Below are 19,973 nucleotides of genomic sequence, written 5' to 3' on the forward strand. Positions count from 1 at the left end.
TGTGGTCGCGGGCTGAGGGAAAGGTCGAACCAGGTGCGCGCCCTCGGGTGAGAGGGCGGTGCGCGTTCCGGGGGGATGTAACGACGCGGGCCCGGCCGGCATTCCGACCGGCTCGCCCCGGCCGTCGAGCTAGCTCGGGGGGTCACGCGCTCACGGTGGTTACAACGACCCGGGGCCCCGGGCCATGCCCACCGGGCCGGTGACGGCCGCCACCACAAACCGGACAGACGGGACGGGTCGCCTGATCGCGGAGCGCCCGAACCGGACGCTGCTCCGCGAACCGGACCGCGGCGAGGTGGCCCGACACCTGCCCGAACCGTGCGTTGCGCCCCGGGGCGGCGGGTGCGTCGCGTCCGGGACAGCCCGCGCATCAGGCACGTGCGTCGTCCGGAGCCCTGTCAGGGCAAAGCGCGGGGTGGGTGCATGTTGATCAGGGCGCCATGGGCGTTATCTGGGGGTTTTAAGGTCCATGGCGTCCTGATCACGGGTGTGGTCAACGGCAGTGCGTGCTTTCGGTGTGGGGTGTTCAGCGACTGAGCCGGGCGGCGCGGGCGCGGAGGTAACGCTGCTCCGGCAGGCTGGCGGTGCGACGGGACGCGAGCAGGTAGTCCTCCCGCGCGGCGGCCGTGTCCCCGGCGAGTTCCCTCAGGTGGGCGCGGGTGGCCGTGAGGCGGTGGTGCCGGGCCATCCGGTCATCGGCGGCCAGCGCCGACACCATGGCCAGGCCGGCCTCCGGACCGTCAGTCATCGCCACCGCGATGGCGTGGTTGAGCGTGGCCATCGGATTCGGCGCGATCCGGCACAGCACCCGGTAGAGGAACTCGATCTGCCGCCAGTCGGTGTCGGCCACGTCGGCCGCCTGCACGTGCAGGGACGCGATCGCCGCCTGCAGTTGGTACGGCCCGAGTGGGCAGCGCAGCATCGCGTCGGTGACCAGCCGCGTGCCCTCCTCGATCAGGTCGCCGTCCCAGCGGAGCCTGTCCTGCTCCGCCAGCGGGAGCAGGCCGCCCTCGGCGTCGGTACGGGCCGCGCGGCGGGCGTCGGTCAGTAACATCAGCGCGAGCAGGCCCGCGACCTCGCCGTCGTCGGGTAGCGACCGGTGGATGGCCCGGGTGAGCCGGACAGCCTCGGCGGCCAGGTCGGGTCGGTGCAGGTCGGGGCCCGAACTCGCCGTGTACCCCTCGTTGAAGATCAGATAGAGCACGTGCAGGACGGCGCCCAGTCGATCGGCGTACGCCGACCCGGAGAGGCGCAGCGTCGTGCCGGCGGCCCGGATCCGTTGCTTGGCGCGGCTGATGCGCGGGCCCATGGTGGCCTCCGGCACCAGGAAGGCGCTGGCCACCTCAGCCGTGCTCAGACCCCCGACGGCGCGGAGCGTGAGGGCGACCTGCGAGGCCGGCGTCAGCGCGTGATGGCAGCACATGAACAGCAGCGTCAGGGTGTCGTCGTGGTCGTACGTGACCTGTTCGTCGGGGCCGGGGGCGACCATCGCGTCCGGAAGCTCCCTGTTCGCGCTGGCCGTCTCGCGGTCACGGCGGGCCCGCTCGCTGCGGATCTGGTCGATGAACCTGCGGGTGGCGACCGTGACCAACCAGCCGCGCGGGTGCTCCGGCATTCCGTCGACCGGCCACTGGACCGTCGCCGCCAGCATGGCCTCCTGGAGCGCGTCCTCGCAGGCGTCGAAGTCGTGGTACCGGCGAAGGAGGGCGCCGAGAACCTGCGGTGCCAGCTCCCGGAGCAGGCGACCGAGATCGTCGCTGCTCACCTCACCGTCCCGCGCCGGCAGCCGGCCCGTCGACAGCGGCGGCCGGGTCGTCGACAGCGGCGGCCGGGTCGTCGACGGCGGTGCCCCGCTGCCGACGGGACCGTCCAGCCCGCTGCCGACGGCATCGTCCGGCCCGCTGCCGACTGGACCGTCCGGCCCGCTGCCGGCGGCACTGTCCGGCATGCCGGCGGGCGGGTGGGTCAGCACCTCAGCGTCAGCCGGTCCAGCCGATCCGAGCCCTGCCGCCGCCGCGCTCATCCCTCCGACGCCGCCTCGGCCCCCGCCGAGAAGACCACCTGACGGACCTCGACACCGAGCCCCTCCACCCTGGCGTCCGGGATCATCGCGGCCAGCTCGAAGGCGCGCTCCCGGCTCGCGCATTCGACGAGGTAGTAGCCGCCGAGGTACTCCTTGGCCTCGAGGTACGGCCCGTCGCTGACCGCGGGCACGCCGTCGCGGACCCGGACGACGGCGCTGTTCTCGGGCTCGGCCAGGGCAACCGACCCGAGCATCTCACCGGATCCGCGGATCGTCTCGGTGAAGCCGTCGTGTCCCTGCATGACCTCGTTGCGTTCGTCCTCGGTGAGCGCCTCCCAGATCCGCGGGTTCATGTGCATGATCAACAGGAACTTCACGCCTTCTCCTCCTCGTGGCCGGCGCCCCGGTGACGCCGCTCGCTCAGTGGTCGTCGCCGAGCGGCCGACTTTGACATCGCCGGGGAATCGCGGCGCAAGACCGCCCACCCCACTCCGACCCCATGCCAGAGGACGAACGGAGCACGGAGGGAGATCCAGGTGAAGCTACCGTGGATCGGCGCGGGACTGTCGTACGTCGTCGGGTGTCGGGGATCGGCCGCCTGCCGCGACCTGCCGGCGGCGACCTGCGCGGCCGGTGGGCGGAGCGCCCGGTGAGCGTGCAGGGGGACGTCGTGGCCGACCCGCCCCCCGCGAGGGCCGGCCGGCGGGAGTGGACCGGGCTGGCCGTGCTCGCCCTGCCGACCCTGCTGGTCTCCATCGACGTGTACGTCCTGCTCCTCGCGCTGCCGCAGCTGACGGCAGACCTCGGCGCTGGCAGCATCGCGCAGCTGTGGATCACCGACGTCTACGCGTTCATGCTCGCCGGGTTCCTGATCACGATGGGTACGCTCGGCGACCGGATCGGCCGGCGGAAGCTGCTGCTGACCGGAGCCGTGGCGTTCGGCGTCGCCTCCGTCGTCGCCGCGTACGCGACCAGCCCGGCGATGCTGATCGCCGCCCGCTCCGCGCTCGGTGTGGCCGGCGCGACCCTGGCGCCGTCGACCATGTCGCTGATCCGCACCCTGTTCCGCGACGCGAGGCAGTTGGGGCTGGCGATCGCGATCTGGGCGCTGTGCTTCTCGGCCGGTGCCGTGATCGGCCCGGTGGTCGGTGGCGCGACGCTGTCGCGGTTCTGGTGGGGCTCGGTCTTCCTGTTCGGCGTGCCGGCGATGGCGTTGCTGCTCGTGGTCGGTCCGGTCCTGCTGCCCGAGTACCGCGACCCGAACGCCGGGAGGCTGGACCTGACCAGCGTGGCGCTCTCCCTCGCCGCCGTACTGCCGGCCATCCACGGGCTCAAGGAACTGGCCAAGAACGGCTGGGCGGCGCTGCCCGTCGCCGGCGTCGTGACCGGGCTCGTCTGCGCCGTGCTGTTCGTACGCAGACAGCAGCGGCTGGAGCATCCGCTGCTGGACCTGCGGCTGTTCGCCAGCCGGTCGTTCAGCACGGCGCTCGGCGCGATGATGTCCGGCACGCTGCTGATGGGCGCGATCATGCTGTTCATCACCCAGGACCTGCAACTGGTCGAGGGTCTCACCCCGTTCGAGGCCGGCCTGTGGATGATGCCCGCCGTCGCGGCGAACGCGCTGTCGTTCCTCGTCTCGCCGGTTCTCGCCCGCCGGTTCCGGCCCGCGTACGTGATCGGTTCCGGTCTGGTGATCTCGGTGGTCGGTCTGCTCGTGCTCACCCGGACCGACACGACATCCGGGCCGACCACCCTGGCGACCGGATTCGCGCTGATCTTCCTCGGTGCCGGCCCGCTGGTGACGCTGAGCATCCACCTGATCATGGCCTCCGCGCCGCCGGAGAAGGCCGGCTCGGCCGCCGGACTGAACGAGACCAGCGGCCAGTTCGGCTTCGCGTTCGGGCTCGCCGCCCTGGGCAGCATCGGCGCCACCGTCTACGACAGCCGGTTCGCCCCGCCGAGCGGGGTTCCGGTCGACGCCGCCGACGCCGCGCGGGAGAGCCTCGCGGACGCCGTGGTCGCCGCCCGCGACCTGCCCGCCGATCTGGCCGGGGCGCTGCTCGTGCCGGCCCGCGAGGCGTACGTCGACGGGCTGCACCTGGTCGCCGCGATCAGCGCCGCGCTCCTCGCGGTCGTCGCCGTGCTGATCGTCCGCCTGCTGCGTGACGTCCCCCCGACCGGCGCCCCGCCGGCCGGTGTCTCACCGCCCAGTGCCCCCGCAGGCCGGTGAGCCGCCGACCGGTGAGCCGTCCGCGCCGGCCGGGTCGCACGGGGATCCCGTGGAGGGCCTCCACCACCACTCCGGCGGCAGCCGGAACCCGTAGGCCGTACGCCCTCGTCGGGCCGGCGGCGGGACGCTTGCGACGATGACGGGTATGGAGATCTGGAACAACCCGTCCTGCTCGAAGTGCGCCGCCGCCCGCACCGCGTGCGACGAGGCAGGGGTCGGGTACGTGGTGCGCCCGTACCTGGACCGGCCGCCGAGCGCGGCGGAGCTGACCGAGGTGCTGCGCCGGCTCGACGCGCGCCCCTGGGACGTGTGCCGCACGCAGGAGCCCGCCGCCGTGGCCCTCGGCATGGCCGACTGGCCACGGGACGAGGCGGCCGAGCCGCGCTGGATCGACGCGATGGTGGCCGCGCCGGAGCTGATCCAGCGCCCGCTGCTGCTGCTCGACGACGGGGGAGCGCTCGTGGGGCGTACCGCCGGGGCGCTGGCGGAGGCGCTTCGCCGCAGCGGCGCGACCCCCGGCACCGACGCGCAGCCCGGCCCAGGCGCCGACGCGTAGCCCGGCCCAGGCGCCGACGCGTAGCCCGGTTCCCGCCTCCGACGGGCAGTCCGGCCCGGGCACCGACGCGTAGGCCGGTCCCGGCACCGACGGGGTGGCGCGTTTCCGGACGGGTACGGCGGGAATGCGGCGCTCGCGAACGACCGGACGCCGCAGAGGAGGGGTCGGATGCCGCAACAGGGCGTGTCCACGGCCGCGAAGCGACCCACCCCCGTCGCCGGGGCGCCCCTGTGGTGCGACGCGCGGGAGTTCGGGCTGCGCGGCGACGGCGTGACGAACGACCAACCGGCGCTGTCGGCCCTGGTCGACCGCCTCGGAGAGGGGTACGCCGCCGACGGGCGGGCCCGGGTCATCCACTGCCCGCCGGGGATCTACTCGATCCGGGACGCCGGGACGGTGTGGCGCAGCGGGGTGTCGCTGATCGGCGCCGGCCCGGGGGCGACGCGGTTCGTGCTCAGCAACGAGGGGAACCGGGCGGACCCCACCCCGTTGGCCTTCTGGACCACCGTGCAGCACGGCGCGAGCCGCGACCGGTACATCGCCGACTGCACCTTCGCCGACTTCGAGATCGACGGCTCCGGCGTGGCGATGGTCGAGTACAACTACCTCGCCAAGGGGCTCGGACTCCAGTACGTCGTGCGCGGCATCTTCCGCAACCTCTACATCCACCACACCGGCGCCACCGGACTCGGCTGCGACTTCCTCCAGGACAGCATCATCGACGGCGTGGTGGTGGTCGGTTGCGGCCGGCTGGACAACGGCGAGGAGATGGGCGGTGCCGGGATCGGCGTCGGCATCGGCGGGTGGGGCGACGTGGAACGCCTCACGATCGCCAACTGCACCGCCGTCGGCAACGGCACCAACGGGATCTTCCTCGAACTCCAGAAGGACTACTGGACGCCGCCGCGTGGCTACCGCATCGTCGGCTGCCACAGCCAGGCGAACCGCTTCGGTATCTCCGACTGGGGCGCCGACGGCCTGATCGTCTCCGCCTGCACGCTGACCGGCAACCTGGAGGCGGGCTTCGACGTCTCGGGCAACGGCACGGCGGGCGTCGCCGGTCGGGGCGGCATCGTCAGCGACTGCGTCATCGACCGCAACGTCGGCGACGGGATCAGCATGGGCAACACGCCCGGCCCGTACACCGTGCGCGGAAACCGGATCAGCGCCAACGGCGCCTACGGCTACCACGAGCACGACCTGGGGCACGGCTTCCCGGGCGCGGCGACGGGCGTGGTCATCGACGGCAACGACTTCTCGGACAACGGCCTGGACGCGATCCGGATCGACCGGCCGATGACCGACGCGGTCGTGGTGAACAACCGGATCCGCAACAACGGCCGCAGGTGCGCCCCGGCGGCCACCGGCGGGGGCGAGTCGGTGCGCTACCACCACCGTTCCGTCACCGACCTGACGGCGCACTGGCCGCACGACGGGCACCGGGGCAAGGCGGTACGGGTCGGCTCACGCATGGCGGTGGTGGTGTCCAACACCGACACCGACCTCACCCTCGCGGAGGTGCGGGCGGATTCCCCCACCGGCTGGAACGCGGACACGCCGCCGCCCGGGGCGTCGTACGAACTGCCGGCGGCCCCGCCGATCCGGGCCGGCATCACCGTCAACGCGCCGTTCGACTCCGCGACGGTGCGCGGCAACCGGATCTGGGACCACCGCGACGAGCAGACCCAGACCTACGGGCTCTGGATCACGTCGGCCGGCAGCTGCGTGTCCTGCCGGATCGAGGACAACGATCTGGCAGGCAACGCCGTCGGGGCGGTGCGGCTCGACACCCCGCCGGTCGGCGGGCGCTGGGACCGCAACCACCACGAGGTGGACTGACGCCGGGCGCTCAGCGCGCGTCGTCGGCGGGCGCCGTGGCCTCCGCGTGCCGGTCGCGCAGCCGGGCCCGGATCTCCTCCGGGGTGTACGCCCGGCGCCGCCGTTCCGCCCGCGCGATGACCACGCCCGACGCCGCGACGCCGGCGAGGCCCGCCAGCCCGAGCACCTTCCACCACCGCATCCGTTGCCGCATCGGCCTAGGGTAGACCCTCATGAGCATCAGCCTGGACGAGGCCGTGGAGCTGACCCGTACCGGTGACGTGTGGGTGTTCCGAGGCCGCAGCGTGCCCGACCGGGCCATCCAGTTCACCACCAACAGCCCGGTCAACCACGTCGGCATGGCCCTCGTGCTGGACGACATGCCGCCCCTGATGTGGCACGCCGAGCTGGGCCGCTCGCTGCCGGACATGTGGACGGGCACCCACCAGCGCGGCGTACAGCTGCACGACCTGCGCGACGCGGTCTGCGTCTGGGCCAACCGGTACGGCCAGCGCGCCTGGCTGCGCCAGCTCGACCCGCCGGCCGACGCGGAGATGGAGAAGGCGGTGCTGCGCACGGTCGCCCGCCTGGACGGCACCCCGTTCCCGTCCACCGCCCAGCTCGCCTGGCGTTGGCTGCGAGGCCGGGTCCCGGCGGTACGCCTGCCGGCCCTGCCCGGCCGGGCAGGGAAGCGCCCCGGCGAACCCGCGCCGGAGCGGGTCGGGGCGGCGGCGTCCGAGCCCGCCGGCACGGCCGCGCGCGACCGTGCACTAGAGACGGCGTACTGCGCGGAGGTGGTCGCGGTGACCTACGAGGCGATGGGGCTGCTGCCGGCGGGGCGGCGTCCCAACTGGTACGACCCGGGCCGGTTCTGGAGCGGCGACGACCTCGGGCTCGCGGGCGGCGCCCGGCTCGGGGCCGAGATCGAGGTGGCCATCCCGCCGCGCTGAGGTTTGGTCCGTGGCCGGGCCGGCAATTGCTGTCCCCGTGAGAGCCTCCACCGATCTGGACACGCTGACCGACTTCTTCGACCGGTACGGCGTGGCGCTGACCACCGGCGACGTGGCCGCCATCGCCGGCTGTTACGCCCTGCCGGGGATGGTGGTCGCCGACACGTACAGCTTCTCGTTCACCTCGCCGGCGGCGGTGGCGCTGTCCTTCGTGGGCGCCGCCCCCGACTACCAGGAGCGCGAGCTGGTCGCGGCGCACGCGGCCATCGAGGACGTGCAGCCGATGTCCGCGCTGCTGACCATGGTGACGGTGGAGTGGGAGTTCCTGGACAGCCGGGGCCGGGCGGTGCCCGGCGAGCGCTACCGCTACCTGATCCGGGCCACCGACGACGGCCCGCTCATCTGCACCGTCCTGCGGACCGCCTGACCGCCGCCGCGACCGCGACAAACGCCCCGGCGAGCGGTCGCGTCACGGCCCCCTCACCGCTACGCTGCCCGAGACGAGCGGGAGGAGGGGCATGTCCGACACGCGGCGCGCACCGAGCAGGTCCTACGGCACGACCGCCGTCGCGTCCTCGCCATGGATCGTGGTCTCCGTCGGCGTCGTGGTGATGGTGGTCCTGCTCGCCATCGCGCTCGGCACCTACCGGGGGCGTGGCCCCGCGTTCGACGCGCAGCCCGGCCCGCCGCTGCCGACCGTCGGCCTGGCCGGTCCGGTGCCCTCGGCCGCCAGCCCGACCGCGACGCCCTCGCCGCGGGCGACGGCCGCGCCGTCGCGCCGGGCCACCAGCCGGCCCACTCCGGAGCGACCCACGCCCGCCCGCACCAGCAGCCCGCCGTCTCCCACCCCCGCCCCCACTCCCACCTCCAGCGGCGGCACGCTGCTGATCGCGCCGCCGCCGTCGCCGGTGACCGGCCGCTACCGGCTGGTGGAGTCGTTCGCGGACGGGTTCGTCGGGGAAGTGCTGATCACCAACACCTCGTCGACGCGTCGGGGTTGGACGGCACAGTTGACCTTCCCGGGCACGCGGCTGAGCAGTGCGTGGGTCGAGGGCACGACGCAGGGGACGGCACAGCGCATCGACGACGGCTTCACCTACCGCAGCGGCGTCGACCTGCCCGCAGGCGGGTCGGCCACGCTGCGCTTCTACGTCCAGGGCGCGCAGAGCCGCCCGGCGAGCTGCACGGTCGACGGCAGCGCCTGCCGCGCCTGACCCGTCCCCTTCTCCCTACGGCCCGGCGGAAACCCGCCGGGCCGCGTCTTTTGCAAGTCGGCTGTCGTGTTACGACTTTGTTTGCAAGGTATTGCAGAACGTTTCGGCAAGGGCTAGCGTGCGGGCCAGTCAGCGACCAGAGGAAAGGCGTCGATGAAACCCCCGCCGATACCGCACAAGGCCCTGCTCGCCCTCGTCTCCCTGCTCACCCTCACCCTCGTCGGCACCCCCCTCGCCGTACGACAGCTCGGTGCCGACGCCGCCGACGACACCGGCCCGCTGGCCACCGCCGGCGCCACCCAGTGGGGCGCGGAGCCCTCCGCGGAGGCGCTGCTGAAGGCGGCGGACACGAAGGGCCGCGCCGAGCAGTTCTACTTCGTCCTGCCGGACCGGTTCGCCAACGGCGACCGGCGCAACGACACCGGCGGCCTCACCGGGGACCGCCTCTCCACCGGCCTCGACCCGACCGACAAGGGCTTCTACCACGGTGGCGACCTCAAGGGCGTCATGGACCGGCTCGACTACATCGAAGGGCTGGGCACGACGGCCATCTGGCTCGCCCCCGTCTTCAAGAACCGTCCCGTGCAGGGCAGCGGGGCCGACGCCTCCGCCGGCTACCACGGTTACTGGATAACCGACTTCACCCAGGTCGACCCGCACTTCGGCACCAAGGAGGACCTGAAGCGGCTGGTCGCGCTCGCGCACCGGCGGGGCATCAAGGTCTACCTCGACGTCATCGTCAACCACACCGCCGACGTCATCAAGTACGCCGAGGACAAGTACACCTACGTCGACAAGGCGACGTCGCCGTACACCGACGCGCAGGGGCGTCCCTTCGAGGACCGCAACCACGCCGACGGCAGCCGGGGCTTCCCGAAGGTGGACACGTCGTCGTTCCCGTACACCCCGACGTTCGAGACCCCGGCCGACGCGAAGGTCAAGGTCCCGGCGTGGCTGAACGACCCGACGATGTACCACAACCGGGGCGACTCCACCTTCGCCGGCGAGAACAGCGAGTACGGCGACTTCTTCGGCCTCGACGACCTGTGGACCGAGCGCCCCGAGGTGGTGCGTGGCCTGACCCAGGTCTACTCCGACTGGGTTGCCGCCACGGGCGTCGACGGCTTCCGGCTGGACACCGTCAAGCACGCCAACCTCGAATTCTGGCCGCAGTTCAGCCAGGGCATCGAGCGCGCCGCCGCGCGCGCCGGCAAGCAGGACTTCTTCATGTTCGGCGAGGTCTACAGCGCCGACCCGGAGATCACCTCGACGTACGTGCGGCGCGGTGGCCTGCCGGCCACCCTCGACTTCGCCTTCCAGGAGGCGGCGCGCGGCTACACCGCCGGCGACGGCTCCGCCAAGTCCCTCGCCGACGTGTACGCGCGCGACGACCTCTACCGCGCCCGCGACACCGACGCGCGCCGGCTGACCACCTTCCTCGGCAACCACGACATGGGCCGGATCGGCTCGTTCATCGCCGGTGGCGGCACCGACCCGGCCACCCACCTGCGCCGCGACCGGCTCGCCCACGAGCTGATGTTCCTCACCCGCGGCCAGCCGGTGATCTACTCCGGCGACGAGCAGGGCTTCACCGGCCCGGGCGGCGACAAGGACGCCCGGCAGGACATGTTCGCCTCGAAGACCCCCGACTACCTCGACGACGACCTGCTCGGCACCGACCGCACCCACGCCAGCGACCAGTTCGACCGCGGCCACCCGCTGTACCGGGCCATCGCCGAGCTGGGCGCGCTGCGCCAGGCGCACCCGGCCCTGCGCGACGGCGTGCAGGTCACCCGGTACGCCGCCGACGGCCCCGGCGTCTTCGCGTTCTCCCGGATCGACCCGAAGCAGCGCAGCGAGTACGTCGTCGCGGTGAACAACGCCGCGACCGCGCAGACTGTCACCGTGGACACCTGGTCGGCCGGCGCCACCTTCACCGGCGTGTACGGCGCCTCGGCCGCCCCGGTCGCCGGGGCGGACGGCAGACTCACGCTGACCGTGCCCCCGTTGTCGGCCGTGGTGCACCGCGCCGGCACGCCGATCGCGTCGCCCGACGCCGCGCCGAGGATCTCGATCGCCGCCCCGGCACCGGGCGAGCCCGTCGCCACGAGGGCCGCCGTCACCGCCCAGGTCACCGGCGACCCGCTGGCCACCGTCACCGTCGCCGCCCGGGTCACCGGCGGCAAATGGACGCTGCTCGGCAGCGCCGAGACGGCCCCGTACACGGTGCACCACGACCTGACCGGGCTGGCCGGCGGCACGCGGATCGAGTACAAGGCGGTCGTCCGCGACGGCAAGGGCCGTACGGCGACCGCCCGGTCCACCGCGACCGTGGGCACCCCGGCGCAGTCCGCCTCCCGTGACTGGGCGGTGGTGCACTACCAGCGCCCCGCCGGCGGCTACGACGACTGGGGCCTCTACACGTGGGGCGACATCGACCCCGCGTACGCGACCGAGTGGCCCAAGGGGCAGCCGTTCGTCGGCGAGGACTCCTACGGCCGTTTCGCGTGGGTGAAGCTCAAGCCGGGCGCGAAGTCCGTCGGCTTCCTGGTCGTCGACAAGTCCGGGAACAAGGACGTGGAACAGGACCGGACGATCGACGTGACGCAGACCGGCGAGGTCTGGGTCAAGCAGGGCGACCCGGCGACCTACCCCAGCCGGCAGGCCGCCACCGGCGAGCCCGACCCGCCCGTGGCGGACGGCACCGCGCTCATCCACTACCGCCGCGCCGACGGCAACCACGACGGTTGGGGCCTGCACGTGTGGGACGGCGCCGCCAACCCGACGGACTGGGCCACGCCGCTAGCCCCCGCCCGGATCGACGCCTTCGGCGCGGTCTTCCAGGTGCCGCTGGCGGCCGGAGCCACCGGGCTGAGCTACATCATCCACCGTGGAGACGAGAAGGACCTGCCCACCGACCAGCGGCTCGACTTCGCCGCCGCCGGGCGGGAGGTGTGGCTGCTCGCCGGCACGCCCGGACGGCTGCTGCCGTCCACCGCGTCCGGCGCCGCCCGGGACGTCGACATCACGAAGCAGAAGGCGCACTGGATCGACCGCTCCACCGTGGCCTGGCAGGCCGGGCCCACCGACGGCAGGACGTACGCCCTGGTGGCCGCCCCGGCCGGCGGGGTCACCGTCGTCGACGGCGAGCTGGTCGGGACGTACGACACACTGCCGTTGACCGCGCGGCGCAACGGGCTCACCGAGGCCCAGCGCGCGGACTTCCCGCACCTGTGGGCGCACGGCGCCTTCACGCTCGACCGGCGTGACCTGGCGAAGGTCCCGGCGGCCCTGCGCGGGCAGCTCCTGGTGACCGAGCGCGACGCCGAGGGCGCCCTGCTCGCCGCGACCGGCGTGCAGATCCCCGGTGTGCTCGACGACGTCTACGCCCGCGCCACCGACGCGCGGCTCGGGCCGACCTTCACCGGCGGGGTGCCGACGCTGGCGCTCTGGGCGCCGACCGCGCGGCAGGTGTCGTTGCAGCTGTTCGACTCGCCCACCGCGCAGCCGAGGACCGTCGCGATGCGCCGCGACGACCGCACCGGCGTCTGGTCGGTGCGCGGCGCCCGCGACTGGCGGAACAGGTACTACCGGTACCAGGTCCAGGCGTGGCAGCCGGCGACGCAGCAGCTGGTCACCGCCTCGGTGACCGACCCGTACTCGCTGGCGTTGGCGCCGGACTCCACGCACAGCCAGCTCGTGGACCTGGCCGACCCGGCGCTCGCCCCGGCGGGCTGGGCGCAGCTGCGCAAGCCGGCGGCGGTGCCGTCGACGAAGGTGCAGATCTCCGAGCTGTCGGTGCGGGACTTCTCGGTCGCCGACACCACCGTGCCGGCCGAGCGGCGGGGCACCTTCCTCGCCTTCACCGACCCGGGCACCGCCGGAATGCGGCACCTGAAGGCGCTCGGCGACGCCGGGGTCACCCACCTGCACCTGCTGCCCGCGTTCGACTTCGCCACGATCCCCGAGCGGCGTGCCGACCAGCGGCAGCCGGCCTGCGACCTGGCCGCGCTGCCGCCGGACTCCGAGCAGCAGCAGAAGTGCGTCGCGGCGGTCGCGGACACCGACGGCTACAACTGGGGGTACGACCCGCTGCACTACACCGTGCCGGAGGGCGGCTACGCCGTCGACCCGGCCGGGGCGAAGCGGACCACCGAGTTCCGGCAGATGGTGGCCGGCGTCAACGGCGCGGGGCTGCGCGTGGTGATGGACGTCGTCTACAACCACACCTCGGCGTCGGGTGCCGATCCGAAGTCGGTGCTCGACCAGATCGTGCCCGGCTACTACCACCGGTTGCTGGACGACGGCAGCGTCGCCACCTCGACCTGCTGCGCCAACACCGCCCCGGAGCACGCCATGATGGGCAAGCTCGTCGTGGACTCGCTGGTCACCTGGGCCCGGGCGTACAAGGTGGACGGCTTCCGGTTCGACCTGATGGGCCACCACCCGAAGGCGAACATCCTGGCCGTACGCGCGGCGCTCGACGCGCTGACCGTCGCCCGCGACGGTGTGGACGGGAAGAAGATCCTGCTCTACGGCGAGGGCTGGAACTTCGGCGAGGTCGCCGACGACGCCCGGTTCACGCAGGCCACCCAGGCCAACATGGCCGGCACCGGGATCGGCACCTTCAACGACCGGCTGCGCGACGCGGTACGCGGGGGCGGGCCGTTCGACGCCAACCCCCGGGTGCAGGGTTTTGCCTCCGGCCTGTTCACCGACCCCAACGGCGACGCCGTGAACGGGTCCACGGCCGAGCAGCGGGCCCGCCTGCTGCACCAGCACGACCTGATCAAGGTGGGGCTGACCGGCAACCTGCGCGGCTACCGCTTCACCGACTCGTCGGGCCGGCGGGTGACCGGCGCGCAGGTCGACTACAACGGCTCGCCCGCCGGCTACACCGCCGCGCCAGGGGAGGCGGTCACCTACGTCGACGCGCACGACAACGAGATCCTGTACGACGCGCTGGCGTACAAGCTGCCGCAGGACACCCCGGCGGCGGACCGGGCCCGGATGCAGGTGCTGGCGCTGGGCACGGTGGTGATGGGGCAGGGGCCCGGGTTCGTCACCACCGGCACCGAACGGCTGCGCTCGAAGTCGCTGGACCGTAACTCGTACAACTCGGGTGACTGGTTCAACCAGATCCGCTGGGACTGCGCCCAGGGCAACGGCTTCGGCGTCGGCCTGCCGCCCGAGCAGGACAACCGGGACAAGTGGCCGTACGCCAAGCCGCTGCTGGCCGACCCGGCGCTGGTCCCGGACTGCGCCGCGATCAACCTGGCCGGCGCCCGCTACGCCGAGCTGCTGGAGATCCGCCGCTCCTCGCCGGTCTTCGGGCTGACCACGGCCGAGCAGGTGCAGAACCGGGTCGCCTTCCCGCTCTCCGGCGCGGGGGAGACCCCGGGCGTGCTCACCATGACGCTGGACGCTCGGGGCCTCGACGGGCGGTGGAAGTCGGTCACGGTGGTCTTCAACGCCACACCCGAGACGGCGACGCAGCGGCTGACCGGGCTGCGCGGGGCGGACGTGGCGCTGCACCCGGTGCTGCGTACCTCGGCCGACGAGGTGCTGCGGACGGCCTCCTTCGACCGGGCCAGCGGCACGTTCACCGTGCCGGCCCGCAGCGTGGCGGTCTTCGTGCAGCGGTAGTAGGTGTCACACGTGTCCGGCCCCCTTCCGCTCTGCGGAAGGGGGCCGGACCGTCCTCTGCGTCAGCCGGTGCCGTTCCAGCTGATGCCGGGTGACTGTCGTCAGTTGGCGCAGCCGGGGACGTTGGTGCAGTTGCGGGGTTCGTTCTTCTTGATGATGGTCTTGTTGTCGAGGTTGACGGTGGCGTTGTTGGCGTTGAAGATGCCGCCCGCGCCGGCGGTTTCGGCGGCGAAGTTGCCGACGATCTTGCTGTTGCGGATGGTGAGGGTGGCGTTGTTGTTGTTGTAGATGGCGCCGCCCTGTTCGGCGTGGTTGTCCTTGAACTCGCTGTCGTGCAGGTTCAGGGTTTCGCCGTTGTAGAGGCCGCCGCCGTTGTCGCCGGCGGTGTTGTCGGTGAAGACGGTGTGTCGGATGGTGGCGATGTTGTCGCTGTCGTGGAAGACGCCGCCGCCGTCGTCGGTGGCCTTGTTTCCGGTGACGATGACGTATTCGAGCAGCATGGTGGAGTCGCCGTCGTTGTGGATGCCGCCGCCGTCGTCGCACGCGGTGTTGTGGGCGATCTTGGTGCGGGTGACGGTGAGTCGGGCGTCGTCTTCGCTGTGGATGCCGCCGCCGTCGTTGCTGGCCTTGTTGTTGGTGATCTGGCTGTAGGCGATGGTGGCGATGCCGTCGTCCTCGTTGGCGATGCCGCCGCCGTTGCCGCTGACGGCGCTGTTGCCGGTGGCGGTGTTGTTGTCGATGCGGGTGTCGTGGACGGTGAGGTCGCCTTCGTTGTAGATGGCGCCGCCGTTGCCGCCGTTGCCGACGCCGCGGGCGTGGTTGTTGGCGAGGACGCTCTTGTCGATCTCGACCGTGCCGAAGTTGGCGATGGCGCCGCCGTTGCCCTGGGTGCCGACGCCGGTGGCGCGGTTGTCGATGAGCTTGGTGTGCTTCAGGGTGGCCTCGCCGCCTTCCTGGACCAGCAGGGCGCCGCCGTTGGCGGTGCTTGGTGGTGGCGGGGGCGCGGTGATCTGGCCGCCCTTGAGGGTGAGGTCCTTGAGTGTCAGGTTGCCGCCGGAGGCGACTTCGAAGAAGCGGAACAGTGCGGTGCCGTCGTGGAAGAACGTGGAGTTGTTGCCGAGGATCGTGATCCGCTGGTCGACGACGGGGAAGGCGTTGTTCCCGGTCTCCTCGGTGAACTTGTAGGTGCAGTCCTTGGCGAGCTTGAACGTGCCGCCGTTGTCCTCGATGGCCCTGTTCACCGCCTCGACCAGCACGTCGGTGTCACACGGGACCTCCTTGGCGTCGCGGCCCTCACGACCGTCGCGGCCCTCGCGGCCCTCGCGGTCCTCCTTGCCGTCCTTGCCCTGCCAGTCCTCACGGTCCTTGCCCTGCCAGTCCTTGTCCTGCCAGTCGTGCTGGCCGCGGGCGTCCTGCCCTTCCCGCTCCTTGCCGGTCTCGCCCGCACGGTCGTCGCGACCGGCGGCGTCGTCCTGGGCGACCTGCTCGGCCGTGGACCACTTCAGGTCCGGGAGACGGTCGACCCCGACGGCGCCCGCGCTGCTCGCGGCGGCGACGCCGGCGAGGCTGACCACGCCGGTCAGCCCGGCGACGCCGGTGGCGAGCCACAGCTTGCGCCGGCTCTTCGGCGCGGTGTTCTCGGCGTTCTTGCGAAGGTAGTTGGACATCGGAGCTCTCTGCTCTCTCCTCGTACCAGACAGGGCCGCTCCGCCACCGCGGGCTGCCCTGGCTACAAATCGGTTGTAGCTACTGAGGACCACCGTATGAGAATCTTTTTCTCTTCACGGCCATATCCGAAAGGAACCCACGTTAGGGGTGGAGAGGGTCGGCACGGGACGTTCGGACGGCCGGGAGTGGGACCGCCCAGTCGTGCCGAACCGGTCGGCCTGCGCCACGTGTCGCCGCAACAGGTCCGGAACCCCGACGGGTTGGTACTCGCCACCCGAGGCGGGTCGTCCTGTCCCGGTGCCCACACGGAAGGGATCCCTTCCCTCGTGTCCGGGGGAAGGGATCCCTTCGTTATGTGGTGGCTCAGTTGGCGCAGCCGGGGACGTTGGTGCAGTTGCGGGGTTCGTTCTTCTTGATGATGGTCTTGTTGTCGAGGTTGACGGTGGCGTTGTTGGCGTTGAAGATGCCGCCCGCGCCGGCGGTTTCGGCGGCGAAGTTGCCGACGATCTTGCTGTTGCGGATGGTGAGGGTGGCGTTGTTGTTGTTGTAGATGGCGCCGCCCTGTTCGGCGTGGTTGTCCTTGAACTCGCTGTCGTGCAGGTTCAGGGTTTCGCCGTTGTAGAGGCCGCCGCCGTTGTCGCCGGCGGTGTTGTCGGTGAAGACGGTGTGTCGGATGGTGGCGATGTTGTCGCTGTCGTGGAAGACGCCGCCGCCGTCGTCGGTGGCCTTGTTTCCGGTGACGATGACGTATTCGAGCAGCATGGTGGAGTCGCCGTCGTTGTGGATGCCGCCGCCGTCGTCGCACGCGGTGTTGTGGGCGATCTTGGTGCGGGTGACGGTGAGTCGGGCGTCGTCTTCGCTGTGGATGCCGCCGCCGTCGTTGCTGGCCTTGTTGTTGGTGATCTGGCTGTAGGCGATGGTGGCGTTGCCGTCGTCCTCGTTGGCGATGCCGCCGCCGTTGCCGCTGACGGCGCTGTTGCCGGTGGCGGTGTTGATGTCGATGCGGGTGTCGTGGACGGTGAGGTCGCCTTCGTTGTAGATGGCGCCGCCGTTGCCGCCGTTGCCGACGCCGCGGGCGTGGTTGTTGGCGAGGACGCTCTTGTCGATCTCGACCGTGCCGAAGTTGGCGATGGCGCCGCCGTTGCCCTGGGTGCCGACGCCGGTGGCGCGGTTGTCGATGAGCTTGGTGTGCTTCAGGGTGGCCTCGCCGCCTTCCTGGACCAGCAGGGCGCCGCCGTTGGCGGTGCTTGGTGGTGGCGGGGGCGCGGTGATCTGGCCGCCCTTGAGGGTGAGGTCCTTGAGTGTCAGGTTGCCGCCGGAGGCGACTTCGAAGAAGCGGAACAGTGCGGTGCCGTCGTGGAAGAACGTGGAGTTGTTGCCGAGGATCGTGATCCGCTGGTCGACGACGGGGAAGGCGTTGTTCCCGGTCTCCTCGGTGAACTTGTAGGTGCAGTCCTTGGCGAGCTTGAACGTGCCGCCGTTGTCCTCGATGGCCCTGTTCACCGCCTCGACCAGCACGTCGGTGTCACACGGGACCTCCTTGGCGTCGCGGCCCTCACGACCGTCGCGGCCCTCGCGGCCCTCGCGGTCCTCCTTGCCGTCCTTGCCCTGCCAGTCCTCACGGTCCTTGCCCTGCCAGTCCTCCTGGCCGTCGCGGGCGTCCTGGCCGCTCTCCTTGTCGTCCTTCTCGCCGGAGCCCGGGTCGGCCGTGCCGGCGTCGCTGACGTTCTGCTTCAAGGTCGACGACTGCGCGTCCGACAACCGGTCCGCGCCGCCGGGCTTGTCATCGCGGGCGGCCAGGCCGCCCAGTGCCGCCAGGCCGACCGCGCCGGTCAGTCCGGCGATGCCCGCAGCCACCCAGAGTTTGCGCCGCCCTCGGGTCGGTGCGCTCATGGGAGCGCCACCGTCGGGAGTCGTTGCTTCGTTGGACATCAGAGCCTTCCGCCCTTTCCTGCTGCCAGACGGGGTCGCACCACCCGAAGCGGCGCGACCAGCTACAAATGGGTTTGCAGCCTCTGATAGCCACCGTATGAGAAGGATCCTCGCGAGAGGCGTTAATCTGAAAAAACCCCGCATTCACCTCACTTCGGGCACTGTGCGGCAAGCCGCCGGGTCCGGGCAGGAAGTGGGTGAGCAGCGTGAACGTCGACGGGCCCCGCCACCGGCGCGTCGACGTGAGGACGTCGCGACCGGCGGCGGGGCCCGTCGTGGTCGTACCCCGGGGAATCAGTCCGGCAGGCGCGGACCCGCCTCGCGCTGCTCGGCCAGCCAGGTCTCCACCTCGTCGGCGGCGCGCGGCAGCCCGGCGGAGAGGTTGCGGGCGCCGGCGGCGGTGACCAGGATGTCGTCCTCGATCCGTACGCCGATGCCGCGCAGCTCCTCGGGGACCAGATCGTCCTCCGGCTGGAAGTAGAGGCCCGGCTCGACGGTGAGCACGTAGCCCTCGCCCAGCGTGCCGTCCCGGTACTTCTCCTTGCGGGCGTTCGCGCAGTCGTGCACGTCGATGCCGAGCATGTGGCTGGTGCCGTGCAGCGTCCAGCGCCGGTACACCGTCGACTCCCCGTCCATGGCCTCGTCGACGCTCACCGGCAGCAGACCCAGGTCGGACAGCGCCTCGGCGAGCACCCGCATCGACGTCAGGTGGACCTCCCGGAACGCCACGCCGGGCCGGATGGCGTCGATGCCGGCCTGCTGCGCGGCGTACACGGCGTCGTAGACCTGGCGCTGAAGCGGGGTGAACCGCCCGTCGACCGGCAGCACCCGCGTGACGTCGGCCGTGTAGAGGCTGCGGTTCTCCACGCCCATGTCCATCAACAGCAGCTCGCCCGGTCGCGTCCTGCCGTGGTTGTGCACCCAGTGCAGGATCGTGGCGTGCTCGCCCGCGCCGACGATCGAGCCGTAGCCGACGTCGTTGCCGTCGTGCCGCGCGCGCAGCGCGAAGATCCCCTCCAGCAGGCGCTCCGAGACGCCCCGGTCCGCCGGCAGGGCCCGGGCCACGTCCTCGAAGCCCCGCACGGTGGCGTCGACCGCCTCCTGGAGCTGGGCGATCTCCCACTCGTCCTTGACCAGCTTCAGCTCCGAGACGGCGATCGCCAGCTCCCGGTCACGGGTGGGCTGGCCCTCGGCGCGGGGCCCGTCGTACGGACGCACGGCCGAGTCCACCCGGGCGTCGAAACCGCGCAGCACCCGGGTGCGGCCCGGCGCCAGGTCGGCCAGCGTCGCGTCCAGCTCGGTCAGGTCCGCCGTGGGCAGGCCCAGCTCGGTCGACTTCTCGGCCAGGGTGTGCCGCCGGCCCACCCACAGCTCGCCGTGGCGGCTGCGGAAGAACTCGTCGGTCAGCCGCGACGACCGGGGACGCATGTACAGCGTGGCGTCGTGGCCCGACCCGTTCGGCCGCAGCACGAGCACCCCGTCCGGGTCGTGGTCGCCGGTCAGGTAGGCGAAGTCGCTGCCCGGCCGGAACGGGTGGGCGGTGTCGTTGGCGCGTACCTTCTCACCGCCGGTCGGGATGACGAGGGTCTCGCCCGGAAAGGCCGCCGAGAGCGCGGCGCGCCGCCTGGCGTAGTTCGGCACCTCCGGTCGCGGGCCGACCGGCAGGGTGGTGTCCCGCCAGCCCTGCCGCATGAACGCCAGGAACGCCTCGGGGAAGTCCGGGTCGTGCGACTCGGTGCCGTCCGTCGGCCTGCTGCCGGTACGCCCCTCGGTCATGCTCCGCCCCCTCCGCATCGTCGCAGGTCAGACGGTACCGCGCGGCCTCGGAGGCCGATCGGTGCGGGAGGGTGGGACGTGCCCTGGGCGACGGATACCACCCGTTCGCGTCGCCCGCCGGCCGCTCCGTACGCGGTCCGGGCGACGTACGACGTCGTCG

13 protein-coding genes are annotated in these 19,973 nt (G+C 72.1%); 7 read left to right on the forward strand and 6 right to left on the reverse strand.

Features of this window, described 5'->3' with window-relative positions; genetic code table 11:
• Positions 1–526: 526 nt before the first annotated feature.
• Together ACGFIG_RS13920 and ACGFIG_RS13925 are read right to left on the reverse strand one after the other, a co-directional pair.
• The gene (locus ACGFIG_RS13920) at positions 527–1,972 is read right to left on the reverse strand and encodes an RNA polymerase sigma factor (RefSeq protein ID WP_393002560.1); all 1,446 of its coding nucleotides are present in this window, start codon (positions 1,970–1,972) and stop codon (positions 527–529) included.
• Between the two features lie 47 nt (positions 1,973–2,019).
• The gene (locus tag ACGFIG_RS13925; RefSeq protein ID WP_393002562.1) at positions 2,020–2,400 is read right to left on the reverse strand and encodes a YciI family protein; all 381 of its coding nucleotides are present in this window, start codon (positions 2,398–2,400) and stop codon (positions 2,020–2,022) included.
• A 293-nt stretch (positions 2,401–2,693) separates the two neighbouring features.
• Between ACGFIG_RS13925 and ACGFIG_RS13930 the strand changes: the two genes are divergently transcribed.
• From ACGFIG_RS13930 to ACGFIG_RS13940, 3 genes are all read left to right on the forward strand, one after another.
• Complete coding sequence (locus ACGFIG_RS13930; RefSeq protein WP_393002939.1) at positions 2,694–4,253, forward strand: MFS transporter; 1,560 nt, start codon at positions 2,694–2,696, stop codon at positions 4,251–4,253.
• A gap of 136 nt (positions 4,254–4,389) precedes the next feature.
• Positions 4,390–4,809, forward strand: coding sequence for an ArsC/Spx/MgsR family protein (locus tag ACGFIG_RS13935; protein ID WP_393002564.1), 420 nt, complete (start codon positions 4,390–4,392; stop codon positions 4,807–4,809).
• Positions 4,810–4,977: 168 nt separating this feature from the next.
• A complete protein-coding gene (locus tag ACGFIG_RS13940; RefSeq protein ID WP_393002566.1) occupies positions 4,978–6,648 on the forward strand; it encodes a right-handed parallel beta-helix repeat-containing protein in 1,671 nt (556 codons plus the stop codon).
• Positions 6,649–6,658: 10 nt separating this feature from the next.
• Here the strand turns inward: ACGFIG_RS13940 and ACGFIG_RS13945 are convergent, their stop codons facing one another.
• Positions 6,659–6,841: a hypothetical protein gene (locus ACGFIG_RS13945; RefSeq protein WP_091630004.1), complete on the reverse strand. Its 183-nt coding sequence runs from the start codon at positions 6,839–6,841 to the stop codon at positions 6,659–6,661.
• Between the two features lie 19 nt (positions 6,842–6,860).
• Between ACGFIG_RS13945 and ACGFIG_RS13950 the strand changes: the two genes are divergently transcribed.
• The 4 genes from ACGFIG_RS13950 (at position 6,861) to pulA (ending at position 14,437) form a co-directional block, all read left to right on the forward strand.
• Complete coding sequence (locus ACGFIG_RS13950; protein ID WP_393002568.1) at positions 6,861–7,577, forward strand: hypothetical protein; 717 nt, start codon at positions 6,861–6,863, stop codon at positions 7,575–7,577.
• A 37-nt stretch (positions 7,578–7,614) separates the two neighbouring features.
• Positions 7,615–8,004: a hypothetical protein gene (locus tag ACGFIG_RS13955; RefSeq protein WP_393002570.1), complete on the forward strand. Its 390-nt coding sequence runs from the start codon at positions 7,615–7,617 to the stop codon at positions 8,002–8,004.
• A gap of 91 nt (positions 8,005–8,095) precedes the next feature.
• The gene (locus ACGFIG_RS13960) at positions 8,096–8,791 is read left to right on the forward strand and encodes a cellulose binding domain-containing protein (RefSeq protein WP_393002572.1); all 696 of its coding nucleotides are present in this window, start codon (positions 8,096–8,098) and stop codon (positions 8,789–8,791) included.
• A gap of 153 nt (positions 8,792–8,944) precedes the next feature.
• Positions 8,945–14,437: a pullulanase-type alpha-1,6-glucosidase gene (gene pulA / locus ACGFIG_RS13965; RefSeq protein ID WP_393002574.1), complete on the forward strand. Its 5,493-nt coding sequence runs from the start codon at positions 8,945–8,947 to the stop codon at positions 14,435–14,437.
• 101 nt (positions 14,438–14,538) lie between these two features.
• Here the strand turns inward: pulA and ACGFIG_RS13970 are convergent, their stop codons facing one another.
• The 3 genes from ACGFIG_RS13970 to ACGFIG_RS13980 form a co-directional block, all read right to left on the reverse strand.
• Positions 14,539–16,104: a hypothetical protein gene (locus ACGFIG_RS13970; RefSeq protein WP_393002576.1), complete on the reverse strand. Its 1,566-nt coding sequence runs from the start codon at positions 16,102–16,104 to the stop codon at positions 14,539–14,541.
• 364 nt (positions 16,105–16,468) lie between these two features.
• Entirely contained in the window at positions 16,469–17,998 is a 1,530-nt protein-coding gene (locus tag ACGFIG_RS13975; RefSeq protein ID WP_393002578.1) for a hypothetical protein, read from the reverse strand.
• A gap of 333 nt (positions 17,999–18,331) precedes the next feature.
• Positions 18,332–19,813, reverse strand: coding sequence for an aminopeptidase P family protein (locus ACGFIG_RS13980; RefSeq protein ID WP_393002580.1), 1,482 nt, complete (start codon positions 19,811–19,813; stop codon positions 18,332–18,334).
• Between the last annotated feature and the right edge of the window lie 160 nt (positions 19,814–19,973).

This window comes from Micromonospora sp. NPDC049048, from assembly GCF_043197615.1.
GTDB lineage: Bacteria > Actinomycetota > Actinomycetes > Mycobacteriales > Micromonosporaceae > Micromonospora.